We start from the raw sequence: 17,392 nt of genomic DNA, 5'->3' as shown, positions 1-17,392 counted from the left end.
CGCCAGGGCTCCCAGCACGGCGGCGCGCAGCAGCAGCAGCGCCAGTGCTCGGGCTTCAGGTTGCGCAGGCGGCGGTTAGCGCCCGCGGCCAGCCAGCGCAAGCTGCCCACCGCTACCTCAGGCCCCGGCCGCCGGTTCCAGAGGTAGATGGCCAGCGGCACCAAGAGGCCCAGCAAAGCCAGCAGCGCAGCAGGGGAGGTGAGGGTGAGCAAATTCTCTTATGTTATGAGTTTTGGCTGTTCAGCTGTCATTCCGAACAGAGAGGAATCTGGACTGGAAAGTAGTCCAGATTCCTCTCTTCGTTCGGAATGACAATATTCAACTGGCGCGCTTTCGCAAAAACTCGCGCAGGGCCCCGTCGAGCGGCGCGGCAGTGTTCAGCAGGTGGTAGTCGAAGCCCTGGCGGCGGGCGGCCTGGGCCGTGTCCGTCAGCCAGGCTTGCAGCTGCGCCTGGTAGGCGGCGCGCTGCTGGTCGGCGTCGATTTGCAGGGTTTGGCCGGTTTCGAGGTCGCGCAGCGTCACGGCGCCGCGGTAGTTGAAGTTCAGTTCGTTGTCGGCCACCAAGTGCAGCAGCAGCACGTCGCCGCTCACCGCGCGCAGGCGCTTGAGCAGGTGGTTGATTTCGCCGTCTTCCTCGTACAAGTCGCTCACGCACACCGTCAGGGCCCGTTGGCGGCGGGCGGTGAGGGGCGCCAGCGTGGCCGCGTCGGGAAAAGTGCCGGTGGCGTCGGCCGTTTCGAGGGCGTGGTAGAGGCGGGGCAGCTGGCGGCTATCGGACCGGGGCGGCAGGTGGCGCAAGCCGCTGGGGCTGAGAATGGTCAGGCCCACGGCATCGCCCTGGTGCTGGGCCAGGTAGGCCAGGGCCCCCAGCAGTAGCCGGCCGTAGTCGAGCTTGGTGAGGCCGTTGGCGTCGCGGTGGTTCATGCTGGCGCTGGCGTCGAGCAGCAGGTGCACGGTCAGGCTGGTGTCCACCTCCGATTCGCGCAGGTAGTACCGGTCCGAGCGGGCCGCCAGGCGCCAGTCCAGCCGCCGTAAGTCGTCGCCCGGCTGGTAGGGCCGGTACTGGCTGAACTCCATGCCCACGCCGTGCCGCCGGCTGGCGTGGGCCCCCGCAAGGAAGCCCTCAGCCGCTTGTTTGGCGGCCAGCGGCAGGTTGCGCAAGGCGTGCAGGAGTTCGGGGCTGAGCATCTTTTTGGTGCTTGGTAATCGTCTGTCATTGCGAGCGCAACGAAGTGGAGCGCGGCAATATTTCCTGGTCTTAAGCGACCAGCCCGGCAATGCGATAAGCCTTCTTTACTAAGTAGTGGTTTTAGATTTGTCGCTTCATCAGGCGAGTCGCTGAGAGAGGACGGATTGCCGCGCTCCACTTCGTTGCGCTCGCAATGACAGACGATTACCAAGCACTACCTCACACCTGTACCGCTTTTAGCAGCGCTTCCACCGCGTCGTCGGGCGTCAGGTTCTCGGCTTCGGCGTTGAAGTTCAGCAGCACGCGGTGGCGCAGCACGGGCGGGGCCAGGGCCCGGATGTCGTCCAGCGTGGCGGCGAAGCGGCCTTGCAGCAGGGCCCGCGCCTTGGCGCAAAGGATGAGTGCCTGGCCCGCCCGGGGCCCCGCGCCCCAGCGGCCGTAGTCCTGGATGAACTTCACCTCCGACGTGGCCGGGCGGGTGGCGCGCACCAGCCGGTTCACGAAGCTGAGCAGCTCGGGGCTGAGGCCCACCTGGCGCACCAGCTGCTGGAGCTGCCGTACGTCGTCGCCCCCCAGCACGGGCTGTACCTGGGCCCCGGCGGTGCCGGTGGTGCCGCTCAGCACGGCCATCTCCTCCTGCTCAGTGGGGTAGCCAATGCGCACGTACAGCAGGAAGCGGTCGAGCTGGGCCTCGGGCAGCGGGTAGGTGCCGCTCTGCTCAATCGGGTTTTGGGTGGCCAGCAGGAAGAACGGCTTGGGCAGCGCGTGCTCCTGGCCGGCGTAGGTCACGTGGCCTTCCTGCATGGCCTCCAGCAGGGCGGCCTGGGTTTTGGGCGGGGTGCGGTTAATTTCGTCGGCCAGCACCAGGCTGGCGAAAATGGGCCCCGGGTTGAACTTGAACGAGCGGTGCCCGGTGCCGTGGTCCTCCTCCAAAACCTCGGTGCCGAGGATGTCGGTGGGCATCAAATCGGGGGTGAACTGGATGCGGCGAAACGGCAAATCGGTGGCCGCGGCCAGGGTGCGCACCAGCAGGGTTTTGGCCAGGCCGGGCACGCCCTCCAGCAGGGCGTGGCCGCCGGCCAGCAGCGCCACTAGCACCTCGTCGAGCACCGCCGCCTGCCCCACGATGACTTTGCCAATCTCGGCCTTTAGCACCGGCAGTTTGGCCAGCAACGTGTTAACGTCTTGTTCGGTCATGTAAAAAGATTCAAAAGCGAAGGAACAGGCGCGGATAGAAAGAAGAACGGGGGAAATCTATAGGAACTTATCCCTGGCAGCAAGCACAAGGCCAAATAGCAAACTAAAGCCACCACAAACCATTCGCGATGTAGCGCTCAGCAGGAAAAAAGTAGATAGACAGGGAAAGCAGCAGGCAAACAATTAAGAATAAAAGGCCACTTAAGCGAAAAGGTGCTCTGCTATTGTAGGCTTGTAAAGCTTTTGAGGCAGTTATAACAGGAAGCTAAATAGCCGCGAAGGGTACAGCTATGCGCCAAAGTTGACTGGTACTGTCTAAGGGCATAGTCAAATCAGGTCAGGGCGTACAGCAGAATGTTGACCCCGAACTTGGTGTTGTCTTCGGCCAAAAAGCGCTTGTTGCGGAAGTCGTAGTCCCACTCGCAGCCGTAGTCCTTGTTGGAGTACAGCACGCCCAGGCGGCCCTTGATTTCGACGCCTTTGAGGTAGTCGTGCACGAGGTCGTCGCCCCAGCCGTTCAGCTCGAAGCCCGTGTTTGGGGGCCCGTCCTTGAACTGGAAAAACTGCGAGTAGATGGGGTGGGTTTTGGGGATTTTCTTCAGGGCCTGGGGCCCAAAGCACACGCGCATCTGCTCCTCGAAGGAGCGCGCAAACAGGCCATCGATGTCGTGGTTGCAATCGTCCACAAACACGAAGCCGCCGTTGCGCACGTACTGGGTGAAGTTCTTCTTTTCGGCTGCCGAAAACTGCACCAGCCGGTGCCCGCTCAGGTAGCAAAACGGGTAGCCGAACAGCGCGGGGCTGTCGAGGGCCACCACTTTTTCCTTGGCTTCGACGGGCACTTTGGTGTACTGCACCAGCGAGTGCAGCAGGTTGGCGGGCATGCGCTCGTCCACCGCGTCCCAATCGCCGGAGTGGTAGCTGAGGCGCACAAACGTGAAGGGAACCGGCATGCAGGAAAAAAAGGCGAACGGATAAACTTCCCAAATGAAACCAGAAAAATGCCAGGGTTGCGCCACCGCCCGGCATTTTAGGGCCCCCAGCCCGAAAAATTACCGCCGGGGCCCCGGGCGGGCCGGCGGCGGTGCAGCCACTGGCGCGGGCCCACCCGGGGCCCCGGCACAACTTTCGGGGGCGGGCTGCGTTGGCGCTTGTGGCCGCCGGTGGGGCCTGCTCTCGCGTCATCCATCCCCCTCATTATTCTATTTCGAACCGATTATGAAACTGCTAGCTTTCCCCCTCGCCGCCGCCCTGGCGGTAACATTTGCTCCCAAGGCCCAGGCCCAGTTCGGCGTCAAGGCCGGCATCAACGCGGCCGAAATGCGCGGCCGCGACGGCGAGTCGTCGTCGTACAAAACGTACTACCACGTCGGCCTCATCTTTCAGGGCAAAATCGCGGGGCCCCTGTCCATCCAGCCCGAAATCCAGTACTCGCAGCAGGGCGGCAACCTCAAGGGCGCCTTCACCGACTACGACACCAAGCTGCACTATTTCTCGGTGCCGGTGCTGCTCAAGCTCACGCTGGGCCCCGTGTTCGTGGAAGCCGGCCCGCAGTTCGGCCTGCTCGTGGACGCGACCCGCAACGGCCAGGTGGAAATCAGCGGCACCAACGGCTCGGCGGCCTACGCCAACGTCGACGGCCAAAATGTGAAGGACCAGTACAAGAAAACCGACCTCAGCGTGGCCGGCGGCGTGGGCCTCAAGCTTGGCAGCCTCACCGTGGGCGGCCGCCTCGTGGCGGGCCTCAACGACATCAACGACGCCCGCAACCTCACCGGCATCAACGACCCCAAGCTGCAAAACCGCGTGTTCCAAGCCTATGTCGGCCTCCAGTTCGGGAAGTAATTTTTGTAGCGTGGACGTTGCGAGTCCGCGCGGTTGGACGATGTAGCGTGGACTTTGTAGTCCGCGGCTCTGCCCGGTCGCTGCCCGATAATCGGCAGAACGAAGCGAGAGCTGCGGACTACAAAGTCCGCGCTACAGCCGTTTACACGGCATCCGACAGGCTGGTGAAGGTGAAATCGCGGATTTTGAGCGGGGGCACCAGGCAGCCGGCCAGGCGCTGAGGCCGGCCGATGGCCTCCAGGTTGTTGAGCATGATGATGGGGCTCTCGTTGAAGCGCATGTTTTTGATGGGGAATTTGATGGCGCCGTTCTCAATGTAGAACGTGCCGTCGCGCGTGAGGCCGGTGTAGAGCAGCGTCTGCGGGTCGACCTCGCGGATGTACCACAAACGGGTGATTAAGATACCCTTAGTGGTGCTCTTGATGAGCTCGGCGGTACTTTGCGTGCCGCCGCTCATGATGAAACCGCTGGGAAATGCCGTGGCGGGCACGTTGTTCTTTTGGGCCCAGTAGCGCGAGTAGAGCATGTTTTTCACCACGCCTTTTTCCACCCAGCTCATGCGCTGCGTGGGCAGGCCGTCGCCGTCGAAGGCGTTGCCGGGCACCTCCGCGTTCATGGGGTCGGAGTAAATGTTGACCTTCTCATCGAACAGCTTCTCGCCCTTGCGGTTGCCGCCGCCCTTCTTGGTGAGGAAGCTGCGCCCCTCGTCGGCCTCGCGGGCGCCCATGCCGTAGAGCATGCCGCCGAGCAGCGAAAGGTCGTCGCCGGCCATCAGCGCGGCCGGCTCCAGGATGACGGTGTACTTGCCCGGCTCAATGGCCTTGGCGTTGAGCGAGCCGGCGGCTTTGTCGGCCGCGCGCTGCGTCAACGCCTTGGTGTTCAGCTTGACCGCGTCGGTCACGTCGGCAATGGCGTAGCCCGAGCCGCGGCCGTCGGCGGTGCGCACCGTCACCGAAAAGTCGGTGTTGGTGGACTGCTGGTAGGCATCGAGCCCCTTGTTGTTGCGCAGGGCCCGGAAGCTGGTACCGCCGTCGAGGAAGCCCGCGGCGGTCAGGTTTTTGGCCACGCACAGGTTGATGCTGTCGGCCGCGGCCTGGGCGCGGGCGGCGGGCGAGAGCACCGTGGGCGCCGCCGAGGGCGGCTGGAGGTAGGTTTGGGCCCCAGCAGGGGCACGTACTCGGGGCTTTCGGGGGCGAGGCGGGCAATTTCCTCGGCCCGCTGCACGCAGCGCTTCAGCGTGGCCTCGTCGAACTCGTTGCAGGTGGCCACGCCGCTGCGCTTGCCGAAGCGCGCCTCCACGGCCAGCGAAATCGTGTCCTGGGCGCCGGCCGTGCTCACGCCGTTGCGGGCGTAGCGGATGTTGCCGCTCGTGCGCCCGTTCAGCGAGGCCTCGCACTCGTCGGCCGTGCTGTAGCCCAGCACTTGCTTGAGCAAGGCCTGGGCGTCGGTTTGGGAAAGGATGGGCATGATTTTTTGAATGTGAAAATCTGAAAATGAGAAGAATATGCAAATGATGTGGCCGAATGAAAGGGCGTTTGGGGGCCCTAATTCTCCACATCCTTCACCTCTTCCGCATTAAAAATTACCCAATCTTCCGGGCCGTGTTGATGACGTTCACGCCGTTGAAGCGGGTGGTGGCCGAGCCGTGGCTCACGGCCGAAATCTGGGCCGGCTGGCCCTTGCCGTCGAAGAACGTGCCGAACAAGCGGTAGTCCGACTGGTCGCACACCGAGTGGCAGGCGCCCCAGAATTCCTGGGTGTTCGATTGGTAGGCCACGTCTTCCAGGGGCCCCGCAATCTTCCCTTTCTCGATGGCGTAGAACATCTGCCCGCCAAACTGAAAGTTAAACCGCTGCTGATCGATGGAAAAAGAACCCGCGCCGGCAATGTAAATGCCCTTGTCTACGCCCTTAATCATGTCGTCCACGCTCAGCTTGGCCGTGCCGGGTTGCAAGCTCACGTTGGGCATGCGCTGGAACTGCACCGAGCTCCACGAGTCGGCGTAGCAGCAGCCGTCGGAAGCCTTCTGGCCCACGATGTGCGCCTGGTCGCGGATCTTCTCGTAGTTCACCAGCTTGCCTTCCTTGATGAGGTCCCAATGGCCGGTTTTTACGCCTTCGTCGTCGTAGCCCACGGCCCCCACGGAGCCGGGTTGCAGCTTGTCGGCCACGATGTTGACCTGCTTCGAGCCGTAGGGCAGGTTCTTGGCTTTCCACTCCAGCGTGGCGAAGCTAGTGCCGGCGTAGTTGGCCTCGTAGCCCAACACGCGGTCGAGTTCGAGCGGGTGGCCCACGCTCTCGTGGATGGTGAGGCCCAGGTGGCCGGGGTCGAGCACGAGGTCGTACTTACCGGGCGTCACCGACTTCATGGTGAGTTTTTGCTTCGCCTGCTTGCCGGCCAGGGCGGCGTCGGCCAGCAGGTCGTAGCGCTGCTTGTAGCCCACCAGCTCGGTGCCGGCGGGGCCCGTCACCTGCTCGCTGGCGCTCGGGGTGAGGTACTCGTAGCCCAGGCCCATGGGCGAGCTGAGGGCCTCGCGCGAGCGGAACTTGCCCGAGGCCTTGTCGATGGCCGTGACGGAGAACGTGGGCCAAATCCGGTGCACGTCCTGGTCGATGTACGAGCCGTCGGTGCTGGCGAAGTACTTCTGCTCGTTCACCTGGAACAGGCTGGTGCCGATGTAGCTGGCGCCCGCGTCCAGGGCCTTGGCGTTGGCTTCCAGCAGCAAGTCCACCTTCTGCTTGATGGGCACCTCGAAGGCATTCTGTTGGATGGGCGTTTTCCAGCTCACTTCACCGTAGCCGGCCTGGGCGGCCAGTTGCACGGGCTCCTTCTGCACCAGGTGGTTGGCCTTGGCAATGGCCACGGCCAGCTGGGCGGTGGCGGCAATGCTGTCGGTGGTCACCACGCTGGTCGAGGCGAAGCCCCAGCAGCCCGCCACCAGCACCCGGATGCCCACACCGTAGCTCTCGGTGCTCACGATGTTCTGCACCTGCTTCTCGCGGGTGAACACGTACTGGTTGAGGTAGCGGCCGATGCGCACGTCGGCGTAGTTGGCGCCGGCGCTCTTGGCGGCGTTCAGGGCCGCATCGGCCAGGCGTTTTTTCTGGGCCACGTCGGCCCCCGGCTCCAGCAAGCGGGCGGGGTCGACGCGGGCGTGGCCGAAGCCGGGCAGGCTGGGCAAAAACAGGGCCCCGGCGGCAAGGCCGCTCAAGCCCACAAAGTCGCGTCTCTTCATGGCGGTAAAGAAAAGATAGAAAAAGTGCTATTTAGTGAAGGGGGCGCAAAAAGCTAAAAAAAACGTCCTGCCCGGGGCCCCAGGCAAGACGTTTGGCATGTAGCGCCACTGTAGCGCGGACTCTGTAGTCCGCGGCGCTCGCTTCGTCCTGCCGATTATCGAACAGCGACCGGGCAGCGCCGCGGACTACAAAGTCCGCGCTACAGTCGTTTTACACAGCATCCGACAGGCTGGTGAAGGTGAAGTCGCGGATTTTCAGCGGCGGCACCAGGTTGCCGGCCAGGCGCACGGGCTTGCCGATGGCCTCCAGGTTATTCAGCATGATGACCGGGCTCTCGTTGAAGCGGAAGTTTTTCACCGGAAACTTGATTTGGCCGTTTTCGATGTAGAAGGTTCCGTCGCGCGTCAAGCCCGTGAACAGCAGCGTTTGCGGATCGACGGGGCGGATGTACCACAGGCGCGTGACGAGGATGCCCTTGGCGGTGCTTTTGATGAGGTCGGCGGTGCTTTGGGTGCCGCCTGCCATCACCCAGCCGTTGGGGCGGGGCAGGTCGGGAATGCCGGCCTTTTGGGCCCAGAAGCGGGTGGAGTAGAGGTTTTTCACCACGCCCTTTTCAATCCAGGTGGTGCGCTGCTGCGGGCGCCCGTCGCCGCTGAACGTCAGGTCGCTGATGTCCGGGTTCAGCGGGTCGGAATAAATCGTGACGCGCTCATCAAATAGCTTTTCGCCCTTGCGGTTGCCGCCGCCCTTTTTGCTGAGAAAGCTGCGGCCTTCGTCGGCGTTGCGGGCATCGAGGCTCTGCATGAGCGCGCCGAGCAGCGAAGTATCCACGTTGGACAGCAGCGCGTTGGGCTCCAGAATCACGGTGTATTTGCCGGGCTCAATGGCGCGGGCTTTCACGGACGATGCGGCTTTGTCGGCGGCAATCTTCGTGAAGCGGGCCGCGTCCATCTTCGCCGCATCGATGTAGTCGCCCGAGGCGTAGCCCGAGCCGGTGCCGTCCGGCGTGCGCACCGTCACCGAGAACGTGACGTTGGAAACCTGCTGGTACGCCTCCAGTCCTTTGGAATTGCGCTTGGCCACGAAGCCCACCGAGTCGTTCAAAAACGCGGCGGAACTGAGCTTCTTCTGGTCGCAGAGCGCCATACTGGCCCCGATTTGCGTGGCCCGGTAGTCGGGGGTGATGGCGGCCGTGGCGGCGGCGAAAGCGCGGCCGCCGTCGAGGTAGGTTTGGGGCCCCAGCAGGGGCATGTACTCGGGGCTTTCGGGCGCGAGGCGGGCAATTTCCTCGGCCCGCTGTACGCAGCGGCGCAGGGTGGCCTCGTCAAACTCGTTGCAGGTGGCCACGCCGCTGCGCTTGCCGAAGCGGCTTTCTACAGCCAGGGAAATATTATCGTTCGCGCCGGCGGTGCTGATGGAGTTGCGCGCCGAGCGCACGTTGCCGCCCGTGTCACCGTTAAGCGTGGCATCGCACTCGTCGGCGGTGCTGAAGCTGAGGACTTTTTTGAGAATAGTTTGGGCGTCGTCTTTGGAAAGCATGGCCAGGAGATAATAAGCTAATTCGTTGAAGAAAATCAGAACGTTGTGCTGGGCTTGTCGCAGCAGCTCTACCGCGTGCGCAACCCAATTGCTGCCACGAAGCGGGAGAGCTGCTGCGACAAGCCCAGCACGACCGTTCAAGCGTTACCCAATTTTCCGGGCCGTGTTAATCACGTTCACGCCGTTAAAGCGCGTGGTGGCCGAGCCGTGGCTCACCGCCGAACTCTGCGAGGGCTGCCCTTTGCCGTCATTGAAAGCCCCGAAGAAGCGGAAGTCGCTCTCGTCGCAGGTGGCGGCGCAGCTGTTCCAGAATTCCTGGGTGTTGGCCTGGTAGGCCACGTCCTCCAGCATTTCGGTGATTTTGCCCTTCTCGATGGCGTAAAACACCTGCCCGCCGAACTGGAAGTTGAAGCGCTGCTGGTCGATGGAAAAGGAGCCGTTGCCGGCGATGTAAATGCCCTTGTCCACCTTGCTTACCAGCTCGTCCACGCTCAGCTTGGCCTTGCCGGGCTGCAAGCTCACGTTGGGCATGCGCTGGAACTGCACGTCCTGCCACGACTGCGAGTAGCAGCAGCCGTCCGATTCCTTCTGGCCCACCATGTGCGCCTGGTCACGAATCTTTTCGTAATCCACCAGCCGGCCTTCTTTGATGAGGTCCCAGCGCTTGGTTTTCACGCCTTCGTCGTCGTAGCCCACCGCGCCGAGTGTGCCCGGCTGCGTTTTATCGGCCACAATGTTCACCACTTTCGAGCCGTAGGGCAGGCCCTTGGCTTTCCACTCCAAGGTGGCGAACGAGGTGCCCGCGAAGTTGGCCTCGTAGCCCAGCACGCGGTCCAGCTCCAGCGGGTGGCCCACAGATTCGTGGATGGTCAGGCCCAGGTGGTGCGGGTCGAGCACGAGGTCGTACTTGCCGGGCACCACGCTTTTAGCGGTCAGCTTCTGCTTCACCTGCTTGGCGGCGGCGGCCACGTCTTCCAGCATGTCGTAGCTGTACTTGTAGCCCACAATATCGGAGCCCGTGGGGCCGGCCACTTTGTCGGCCGCTTTGGGCGTGAGGTACTCGTAGCCCATGCCTACGGGCGAGCTCAGGGCCTGCCGCGAGCGGAACTTGCCGCTGGCCCGGTCGATGGCCGTGACGCCGAACGAGGGGTAAATGCGGTGAATGTCCTGGTCGATGTACGAGCCGTCGGTGCTGGCAAAGTACTTCTGCTCGTTCACCTGCGACAAAATCGAATTCACGAACGACACGCCCAAATCCAGGGCCTTCGCGTTCACGCCCAGCAGCAAATCCACCTTGTCCTTGATGGGCACCTCAAATGCGTTCTGCTTAATGGGGGCCTTCCAGCTCACCTCGCCGAAGCCGGCCTGCGGGGCCAGCTGCACCTTTCCCTTCTGCACTTTGCTGTTGGCCTTGGCGATTTGCACGGCCAGCTGCGCGGCCTTCGCAATGCCCGCCTCGGTCACGGTGTTGGTGGAGGCGAAGCCCCAGGTGCCGTTGGCAATCACGCGCACGCCCACGCCGTAGCTCTCGGTGCTGGCAATGCCTTGCACCTGCTTCTCGCGCGTGAAAATGCTTTGGTTGAGGTAGCGGCCAATGCGCACGTCGGCGTAGGTCGCGCCGGCGGCCTTGGCGGCGTTGAGGCCGGCATCGGCGAGGCGCTTTTTCTGGGCGGTGTCGGCGCCGGGCTCCAGCAGGCGGGCGGGGTCCACCAGGGCGCCGCCGAGGCTGGGGAAGCTGGGAAGAAACAGGGCCCCGGCCGCCAGGCCGGTCAGTCCCACAAAGTCGCGTCTTTTCATGGTATGCAGGGAAGGAGTATTCAGTTGTTTTAGAACGTCATGCTTATCTAGCGTCCGCGCAGCCGAAGCAGCTCTACTGCGGAAGTAATTAATTAGTATTGAGGTAGAGATGCTTCGGCTGCGCGGACGCTAGATAAGCATGACGACCTTTCTTGTTGGCAATGTTGCTACACCGCATCCGACAAACTCGTGAAGGTGAAGTCCCGGATTTTGAGCGGCGGCACCAGGTTGCCGCCCAACCGGACCGGCTTGCCCAGCGCCTCCAGGTTGTTGAGCATGATGACCGGGCTCTCATTGAAGCGGAAGTTCTTGACCGGAAATTTGATGGCCCCGTTCTCGATGTAGAACGTGCCGTCGCGCGTCAGGCCCGTGTAAAGCAGCGTTTGCGGGTCCACGGCTCGGATGTAGTAGAGGCGCGTGACGAGGATGCCCTTGGCGGTGCTTTTGATGAGGTCGGCGGTGCTTTGGGTGCCGCCTGCCATCATCCAGCCACCGGGCGGCGGGATGTCGGGCACGCCCGATTTCTGGGCCCAGAAGCGCGAGGTGTAGAGGTTTTTCACCACGCCTTTTTCCACCCACGTCACTTTCTGCTGCGGGCGGCCGTCGCCCGCAAAGGTCAGGTCGGGCACGTCGGGGTTCGTGGGGTCGGAGGAGATGGTGACCCGCTCGTCGAAGACCTTTTCGCCCTTCTTGTTGCCGCCGCCTTTCTTGCTGAGGAAGCTGCGGCCTTCGTCGGCGTTGCGGGCGTCCATGGCGTTCATCATGTTGTTAAGCAAATCGATGGCCGCGGCGGGCTCCAGAATCACGGTGTACTTGCCCGGCTCAATGGCCTTGGCGTTCACCGAGGAGGCCGCTTTATCGGCCGCCACCCGCGTGAGGCGGGCGGCGTCAAACTTCGCCAAATCGGTGTAGTTGGCAATGGCGTAGCCCGAGCCAGTGCCGTCGGCCGTGCGCACGGTGATGGAGAAATCCACGCTGCTGCGCTGCTGGTAAGCCTCTAGGCCCTTCGAGTTGCGCTTGGCCACGAAGCCGGCTGAGTCGTTGAAAAAACCGGCGGAGCTGAGCTTCTTCTGTTCGCAGAGCGCCATGCTGGCCCCAATTTGCTCGGCCCGGTAGTCGGGGGTGATGGCGGCCGTGCGCGCCGTAAACGAGCCCGGCGACGTGAGGTAGGTTTGGGGCCCCAGCAGGGGCACGTACTCGGGGCTTTCGGGCGCGAGGCGGGCAATTTCCTCGGCCCGCTGCACGCAGCGGCGCAGGCTGGCCTCGTCAAACTCGTTGCAAGTGGCCAGGCCACTGCGCTTGCCAAAGCGCGCCTGCACCGACAAAGCCACGTTTTCGGCCGCGCCGGCCGTGCTAATGGAGTTGCGCGCCGAGCGCACGTTGCCGCCCGTGCTGCCGTTGAGCGTGGCCTCACACTCGTCGGCGGTGCTGAAGCTGAGGACTTTCTTGAGGATTGTTTGGGCGTCGTCTTTGGAGAGCATGGCCTGGAATTGATTTGCTGATTTTGGTTTTTCTCAGAACGTCACGCTCACCTGGCGTTCCTTTTGGGCAGGTCATTAGCCGATTTTCCGGGCCGTATTAATCACGTTCACGCCGTTAAAGCGCGTGGTGGCCGAGCCGTGGCTCACGGCTGAAGCCTGGCTCGGCTGGCCCTTGCCGTCGAAAAAGGAGCCGAACAGTCGGTAGTCGGATTCGTCGCACACGGCGGCGCAGGAGTTCCAGAATTCCTGGGTGTTGGCCTGGTAAGCCACGTCCTCCAGCATTTCGGTGATTTTGCCCTTCTCGATGGCGTAAAACACCTGCCCGCCAAACTGGAAGTTGTAGCGCTGCTGGTCAATAGAATAGGAGCCGCGCCCGGCGATGTAGATGCCCTTGTCCACGTTCTTGATGAGCTCATCCACGCTCAGTTTGGCCTTGCCGGGCTGCAAGCTCACGTTGGGCATGCGCTGGAACTGCACCGAATCCCAGGAATCGGCGTAGCAGCAGCCGTCCGATTCGGTTTGTCCGACGATGTGGGCCTGGTCGCGGATTTTCTCGTAATCCACCAGCCGGCCTTCTTTGATGAGGTCCCAGCGCTTGGTTTTCACGCCCTCGTCGTCGTAGCCCACCGCGCCCAGCGAGCCGGGTTGCAGCTTGTCGGCCACGATGTTGACCTGCTTTGAGCCGTAGGGCAGGCCCTTGGCTTTCCACTCCAAAGTAGCGAAACTGGTGCCGGCGTAGTTGGCCTCGTAGCCCAGCACGCGGTCGAGTTCGAGCGGGTGGCCCACGCTCTCGTGGATGGTGAGGCCCAGGTGGTTGGGTTCGAGCACGAGGTCGTACTTGCCGGGCACTACGCTCTTGGCGGTCAGCTTCTGCTTTACTTGTTTGGCCGCCAAAGCCGCGTCGGCGAGGATGTCGTAGCTGTTGCGGTAGCCGATCAGGCCCGTGCCGGCGGCCCCGGCAACCTGGTCCGCCGCCTTGGGCGTGAGGTACTCGTAGCCCAGGCCCATCGGGGCGCTCAGCGCGTCGCGCGAGCGGAACTTGCCGGTGGCCTTGTCGATGGCCGTGACGGAGAACGTGGGCCAGATGCGGTGCACGTCCTGGTCGATGTACGAGCCGTCGGTGCTGGCAAAATACTTCTGCTCATTGATTTGGAACAGCGACGAGTTCACAAACGACGCGCCGTTGTCTAAGGCGGCAGCGTTGGCCGCCAGCAGCAGTTCCACCTTTTGCTTGATGGGCACCTCGAAAGCGTTTTGCTGGATGGGCGTTTTCCAGCTCACTTCGCCGTAGCCTTTTTGCGGGGCCAGGCGCACCTGCTCCTTTTGCACTTTGCTGTTGGCCTTGGCCATTTGCACGGCCAGCTGGGCTGCTTTGGCCAGGCCCGCTTCGCTCACGTTGTTGGTGGCGGCAAAGCCCCAGGTGCCGCTGGCCAGCACGCGCACGCCGGCCCCGAAGCTCTCGCCGCTGGCCAGGTTCTGCACCTGCTTTTCGCGCGTGAACACGCTTTGGTTGAGGTAGCGGCCGATGCGCACGTCGGCGTAGGTAGCGCCGGCGGCTTTGGCGGCGTTGAGGCCGGCGTCGGCCAGGCGCTTTTTCTGGGCCACGTCCAGGCCCGGTTCCAGTAGGCGGGCGGGGTCGACGGGCGTGCCGCCAAGGGAAGGGAAATTAGGCAAGAACAGGGCCCCAGTGGCCAGGCCGGTGAGGCCCACAAAGTCGCGTCTTTTCACAGAATGAAGCAGAAATGAATGAGGCTGCCGCCGCAAAGTAGGACGCAAATGCGATTTTATTGCGCGCTTTTTTGCTGAGGACCCCTAAAAAGAGGGGCCCTGGGTGGCAGGGTTGCACGGCAGCGGGCCCGGGCCCAAAAAAATCCCCGGCCTGGGCAGGTCGGGGATTTTTGAGTGGAACGTGGACGCTGCGAATCTACAGGGCAGCCCGGTAGCCGTTCAGCGGTAATCGGCAGGACGAAGCGAGTGCCGCGAACTACAACTGAGGGTCAGCGCAGCTAAAGTTCGCGCTACAGCGCTACGGTTCGGGGCCCTAGGCCCGGGCCAGCACCACGTCGGCAAAGTCGCCGTCGTCGAAGGTGGCCACCACGCGCAGGCCGGCGGCGGCGGCCATGGCGGCAATTTGCGGGTGGGTGAACTTGTAGGAGTTTTCGGTGTGGATGACCTCCCAGGCCGCAAACGGCACGGCCTGGTCCAGGGCCCCCAGGCGCACGGTCTGGGCGCGGGTGCTCACCAGGTACGAGCGCACGGCGCCGGTCAGCGGGTCGTAGTCGGTGTAGTGCTGCCAGGCGGCGAGGTCGAAGTCAGCGGCCAGCTCGCGGTTGAGGCGCGTGAGCAGGTTCAGGTTGAAGGCCGCCGTCACGCCCTGCGCGTCATCGTAGGCCGCCCGGATGCGGCGCGGGTCCTTCTGCAGGTCGAAGCCGATGAGCAGGCGGTCGGCCGCGGCCAGCGGGGCCGCCAGCTGCGCCAGGAAAGCCGCTCGCTCGGTGGGCGCAAAGTTGCCGATGTTCGAGCCCAGGAACAGCACTGCCTTGCGGCCCGGCCGCGCCGCCAGCTGGGCCAGGGCCGTGGCGTAGTCGGTGGCCACGGGCGTGGTGCGCAGCCCCGGCAGCTCGGCGGCCAGGCTGGCCGCCAGCCCCGCCAGGGCCCCGGCCGAAATGTCCACCGGCACGTAGCTAAAGTCGTCGGACGTGGCCAGCAATTCGCGCAGCAGCAGCTTGGTTTTCAGGCCGTCGCCAGCGCCCAGCTCCACCAGCGCCAGGGGGCCCGGCGCGTCGGCGGGGTCCAGGGCAGCGGCGATGGCCGGGCCGTGGGTGGCAAAAATCCCGTACTCGGCCCGGGTGGGGTAATACTCGGGCAGGCCCATTATCTGCTGGAACAGCTCACTGCCCGCGTCGTCGTAGAAGTACATCGACGAGAGCGTTTTGGGGGCCCGGCGTAGGCCCTCGGCCACGTGGGCAGCGAGGTCGGACGTGGCTAGGAGCGGGGCGGTGGCGGAAGAGGTCATGCGTTGGTGCGTGCGTATTGGGTGCTTGGGGGCGAATGCTTGGTGCTTGGGTTTCAGTGCCTGGTGTGCGGTGCCTGGTGCCCGACGTTCATCTACGGCTTTCCGCCGCATTAGGTCTAAGCGCTCGGTATCAAGCACCAAGCACCCGCCCCCAGCCCCAAAAGCTACCGCGCCAGCCGGATGCCGGTGAACTGCCAGCGCTTATCGGCGTGGAAAAAGTTGCGGTAGCTGAGGCGGCCGTGGCTGCGCGGTGTGGCGCACGAGGCCCCGCGCAGCACCAGCTGGTTCACCATAAACTTGCCGTTGTACTCGCCCAGGGGCCCCGCCGAGCGGCGGTAGCCCGGGTAGGCGTGGTAGGCCGAGTACGTCCACTGCCAGCACTCGCCCAGCAGCTGGTGGCAGGCGGTGGGGTCGGCGCCGGCGGGCACGGGCGCGGGGTCGAGGCGGGGGCTTTCGAGCCAGGTGCCGCCGTCGGCCGGCGTGGCCCCGAAGCGGCGGGCGGCCACTTCCCACTCCTGCTCGGTGGGCAGGCGGGCCCCCGCCCACTGGGCGTAGGCATCGGCCTCGTAAAAGCTGACGTGCGTGACGGGCGCGGCCAGCTCCAGCGGCCGCAGGCCGTGGTGCGTGAAGCGCAGCCATTGGCCATCAGCACTTCTCACCCAGTACAGCGGGGCCTGCCAGCCCGCGGCCTGGGCCAGGTCCCAGCCCTCGCCCAGCCAGTGGCGGAAGTCGCGGTAGCCGCCGGCCTCCACAAACTCCAGGTACTCGGCGTTGGTCACCAAGCGGTTTTGCAGCTCGAAGTCGGGCACCAGTGCCGCGTGCACCGGCAGCTCGTTGTCGAAGCAAAAGCCTTCGCCCTGAAACCCGACCGGAAACACGCCGCCCGGCACCGGCAGCCAGGCCGCGGGCGGCGCCAGGGCCCCCGCGTCGGCGGGGGCGGGGCCGGGCGTGTAGGCGGGGTTGAGGGGGCTGGTGCTGAGGATGAACTTGATGTCGGTGGCCAGCAACTCTTGGTGCTGCTGCTCGTGCTGGAGGCCAATCTCGACCAGCTCCCGGGCGGCGGGCGGCAGGGCGGCTTCGTTGGCCAGCAGCGCCAGTAAGTGGGCGTCCACGTGGGCGCGGTAGGCCAGCACCTCGGCCAGGGCCGGGCGCGTGAGGGTGCCGCGCTCGGCCCGGTTCACGCGCGAGCCCAGCGAGTTGTAGTAGGAGTTGAACAGGTAGGCAAACTCGGCGTGGAACACCTCGTAGCCCGGGGCGTAGGGCCCCAGCAGCATGGTTTCCCAAAACCAGGTGGTGTGGGCCAGGTGCCACTTGGGCGGGCTCACGTCGAGGTTGGGCTGCACCACGGTGTCTTCGGGCAGCAGCGGCCGGCACAGGGCCTCCGACTGGTCGCGCACGGCGCGGTAGCGGTCGGCCAGGGCCCCGGCCGGGGCAGCAACAGGGGCAGGGGCGGGCGCGGGGGCAGTCAGCGGCAAACTCATACGGTTGGGGAAGCAAAAAAGGGAGTTAGGCCCTTCAACCGCCGAGCCGCGTGCTTGGTTGCACAGCCCGCGCCGGCGCCCCTCGCGCATTTCCCGTAGGGTTCTGGAATAAATACGTAGAGCTCCTCCGTACAAGGTGGTATTTTAAGCTCATTCCGGGGCGATTTGCAACTATGTCACAGTGCAATACGATACTCTGTCTTCCTAGCCAGCTAACTCAGCTGCCTTGCAATAGCTCTATCCTTTCCTTTAATTCTACCAGCCATGAAAGCAGCTAACATGCCCGAAAACAACACCCCGCGCCCGGCCAACCGCACCGGCACCAAGAGCCGCCGTGGCTTTGCCGCCATGAGCCCCGAAACCCAGCGCCGCATCGCCAGCGAAGGCGGCAAAGCCTCGCACGCTAGCGGCCGTGGCCACCGCTTCACGGCCGAAGAAGCCCGCGATGCTGGCCGCAAAGGCGGCCTCGTGAGCCGCCGCCCCGCCAAAAACGGCCCGACCGATTACAAGGCCGCCGCTTAAGGAGGCCAGCATTGATACCTGCGGGGGCCGCGCGCCCGGTGCGCGTTGGCGCGCTGGCGGCGGCGGCCCCCGCATCTTTGCGCCATGCT

At 64.2% G+C, this 17,392-nt stretch carries 13 protein-coding genes and 1 pseudogene; 2 read left to right on the top strand and 12 right to left on the bottom strand.

Annotated elements, in window-relative coordinates:
• The 4 genes from BEN49_RS00710 to BEN49_RS00695 form a co-directional block, all read right to left on the bottom strand.
• A partial coding sequence (locus tag BEN49_RS00710; RefSeq protein ID WP_141765598.1) for a BatA domain-containing protein occupies window positions 1-212 on the bottom strand: 212 nt, incomplete at its 3' end.
• A gap of 106 nt (window positions 213-318) precedes the next feature.
• Complete coding sequence (locus BEN49_RS00705; protein ID WP_070739329.1) at window positions 319-1,188, bottom strand: DUF58 domain-containing protein; 870 nt, start codon at window positions 1,186-1,188, stop codon at window positions 319-321.
• A 220-nt stretch (window positions 1,189-1,408) separates the two neighbouring features.
• Window positions 1,409-2,386 (bottom strand): AAA family ATPase, encoded by a 978-nt coding sequence (locus tag BEN49_RS00700; protein ID WP_070739326.1) that lies wholly within the window; start codon window positions 2,384-2,386, stop codon window positions 1,409-1,411.
• Window positions 2,387-2,718: 332 nt separating this feature from the next.
• A complete protein-coding gene (locus BEN49_RS00695; protein ID WP_068234298.1) occupies window positions 2,719-3,339 on the bottom strand; it encodes a DUF4159 domain-containing protein in 621 nt (206 codons plus the stop codon).
• Window positions 3,340-3,604: 265 nt separating this feature from the next.
• Here BEN49_RS00695 and BEN49_RS00690 point away from each other — a divergent pair, with 265 nt between their 5' ends.
• Window positions 3,605-4,231 (top strand): porin family protein, encoded by a 627-nt coding sequence (locus BEN49_RS00690; protein ID WP_070739323.1) that lies wholly within the window; start codon window positions 3,605-3,607, stop codon window positions 4,229-4,231.
• 142 nt (window positions 4,232-4,373) lie between these two features.
• Here BEN49_RS00690 and BEN49_RS00685 read toward each other — a convergent pair.
• From BEN49_RS00685 to egtB, 8 genes and pseudogenes are all read right to left on the bottom strand, one after another.
• A pseudogene (locus BEN49_RS00685) lies at window positions 4,374-5,698 on the bottom strand (TldD/PmbA family protein).
• Between the two features lie 115 nt (window positions 5,699-5,813).
• Window positions 5,814-7,466, bottom strand: coding sequence for a TldD/PmbA family protein (locus tag BEN49_RS00680; protein ID WP_070739319.1), 1,653 nt, complete (start codon window positions 7,464-7,466; stop codon window positions 5,814-5,816).
• Window positions 7,467-7,677: 211 nt separating this feature from the next.
• Entirely contained in the window at window positions 7,678-9,012 is a 1,335-nt protein-coding gene (locus BEN49_RS00675; protein WP_070739336.1) for a TldD/PmbA family protein, read from the bottom strand.
• A 138-nt stretch (window positions 9,013-9,150) separates the two neighbouring features.
• Window positions 9,151-10,803: a TldD/PmbA family protein gene (locus tag BEN49_RS00670; RefSeq protein ID WP_070739316.1), complete on the bottom strand. Its 1,653-nt coding sequence runs from the start codon at window positions 10,801-10,803 to the stop codon at window positions 9,151-9,153.
• Window positions 10,804-10,970: 167 nt separating this feature from the next.
• Window positions 10,971-12,284: a TldD/PmbA family protein gene (locus BEN49_RS00665; RefSeq protein ID WP_070739313.1), complete on the bottom strand. Its 1,314-nt coding sequence runs from the start codon at window positions 12,282-12,284 to the stop codon at window positions 10,971-10,973.
• 75 nt (window positions 12,285-12,359) lie between these two features.
• Window positions 12,360-14,012, bottom strand: a complete 1,653-nt coding sequence (locus BEN49_RS00660) for a TldD/PmbA family protein (RefSeq protein WP_070739310.1) — start codon at window positions 14,010-14,012, stop codon at window positions 12,360-12,362.
• A gap of 313 nt (window positions 14,013-14,325) precedes the next feature.
• On the bottom strand, window positions 14,326-15,300 hold the full coding sequence (egtD, locus tag BEN49_RS00655) for an L-histidine N(alpha)-methyltransferase (protein WP_070739307.1): 975 nt from the start codon (window positions 15,298-15,300) through the stop codon (window positions 14,326-14,328).
• A 164-nt stretch (window positions 15,301-15,464) separates the two neighbouring features.
• A complete protein-coding gene (gene egtB, locus BEN49_RS00650) occupies window positions 15,465-16,781 on the bottom strand; it encodes an ergothioneine biosynthesis protein EgtB (RefSeq protein ID WP_193415740.1) in 1,317 nt (438 codons plus the stop codon).
• A 264-nt stretch (window positions 16,782-17,045) separates the two neighbouring features.
• Here egtB and BEN49_RS00645 point away from each other — a divergent pair, with 264 nt between their 5' ends.
• Window positions 17,046-17,303 (top strand): KGG domain-containing protein, encoded by a 258-nt coding sequence (locus tag BEN49_RS00645; RefSeq protein ID WP_070739304.1) that lies wholly within the window; start codon window positions 17,046-17,048, stop codon window positions 17,301-17,303.
• Window positions 17,304-17,392: the final 89 nt, after the last annotated feature.

Origin of the sequence: Hymenobacter coccineus (assembly GCF_001816125.1) — a bacterium.
Lineage (GTDB): Bacteria > Bacteroidota > Bacteroidia > Cytophagales > Hymenobacteraceae > Hymenobacter > Hymenobacter coccineus.
The sequence above is the reverse complement of the archived record's forward strand: the minus strand, read 5'-3'. Positions and strand labels throughout refer to the sequence as shown.

Coding starts and splice junctions, on each gene's coding strand:
- BEN49_RS00705 (WP_070739329.1), bottom strand. CDS start 1,188: ATGCTCAGCCCCGAACTCCTGCACGCCTTGCGCAACCTGCCGCTGGCC.
- BEN49_RS00700 (WP_070739326.1), bottom strand. CDS start 2,386: ATGACCGAACAAGACGTTAACACGTTGCTGGCCAAACTGCCGGTGCTA.
- BEN49_RS00695 (WP_068234298.1), bottom strand. CDS start 3,339: ATGCCGGTTCCCTTCACGTTTGTGCGCCTCAGCTACCACTCCGGCGAT.
- BEN49_RS00690 (WP_070739323.1), top strand. CDS start 3,605: ATGAAACTGCTAGCTTTCCCCCTCGCCGCCGCCCTGGCGGTAACATTT.
- BEN49_RS00680 (WP_070739319.1), bottom strand. CDS start 7,466: ATGAAGAGACGCGACTTTGTGGGCTTGAGCGGCCTTGCCGCCGGGGCC.
- BEN49_RS00670 (WP_070739316.1), bottom strand. CDS start 10,803: ATGAAAAGACGCGACTTTGTGGGACTGACCGGCCTGGCGGCCGGGGCC.
- BEN49_RS00665 (WP_070739313.1), bottom strand. CDS start 12,284: ATGCTCTCCAAAGACGACGCCCAAACAATCCTCAAGAAAGTCCTCAGC.
- egtD (WP_070739307.1), bottom strand. CDS start 15,300: ATGACCTCTTCCGCCACCGCCCCGCTCCTAGCCACGTCCGACCTCGCT.
- egtB (WP_193415740.1), bottom strand. CDS start 16,781: ATGAGTTTGCCGCTGACTGCCCCCGCGCCCGCCCCTGCCCCTGTTGCT.
- BEN49_RS00645 (WP_070739304.1), top strand. CDS start 17,046: ATGAAAGCAGCTAACATGCCCGAAAACAACACCCCGCGCCCGGCCAAC.